This is a genomic window from Streptomyces sp. NRRL S-31, assembly GCF_000718775.1.
GTDB lineage: Bacteria > Actinomycetota > Actinomycetes > Streptomycetales > Streptomycetaceae > Streptomyces.
This window is the reverse complement of record NZ_JOCB01000237.1, coordinates 1-725: the sequence shown is the minus strand read 5'-3', so window position 1 is coordinate 725 and position 725 is coordinate 1. Positions and strand designations below refer to the sequence as shown.

The window sequence follows — 725 nt, the reverse complement described above, 5'->3', positions numbered from 1 at the left end:
TCGCCGGTGACGGCTGCCTCCAGGAGGGCATCTCCGCCGAGGCGTCCTCGCTGGCCGGCCACCAGAAGCTCGGCAACCTGGTCCTGCTGTGGGACGACAACCACATCTCGATCGAGGGCGACACCGAGACGGCCGTCTCCGAGGACACGGTCAAGCGGTACGAGGCCTACGGCTGGCACGTGCAGCGCGTCCAGGCCCAGGAGAACGGCGACCTGGACCCGGCGGCGATCTACGCCGCGATCCAGGAGGCCAAGGCCGTCACCGACCGGCCGTCCTTCATCGCGATGCGCTCGATCATCGCCTGGCCGGCCCCGCACGCGCAGAACACCGAGGCCGCGCACGGCTCGGCGCTGGGCGACGAGGAGGTCGCGGCCACCAAGCGCGTCCTCGGCTTCGACCCCGAGCAGTCGTTCGAGGTCTCCGACGAGGTCATCGGCCACACCCGCAAGGCCCTGGAGCGCGGTGCCCAGGCGAAGGCCGAGTGGGAGAAGTCCCTCCAGGTGTGGCGGGACGCCAACCCGGAGCGGGCCGCCGAGTTCGACCGGATCTCCCAGGGCGAGCTGCCCGCCGGCTGGGAGGAGAAGCTCCCGGTCTTCGAGCCCGGCAAGGCCGTCGCGACGCGTGCCGCGTCCGGCAAGGTGCTCCAGGCGCTCGGCGCGGTGATCCCCGAGCTGTGGGGCGGCTCCGCCGACCTCGCGGGCTCGAACAACACCACCATCGACAAG

The 725-nt window shown here is 71.9% G+C and carries 1 pseudogene; it reads left to right on the top strand.

Annotation, left to right across the window (positions count from 1 at the left end):
- Positions 1-725 (top strand): annotated as a pseudogene (locus tag IF37_RS0138400) (transketolase); the annotation flags it as partial.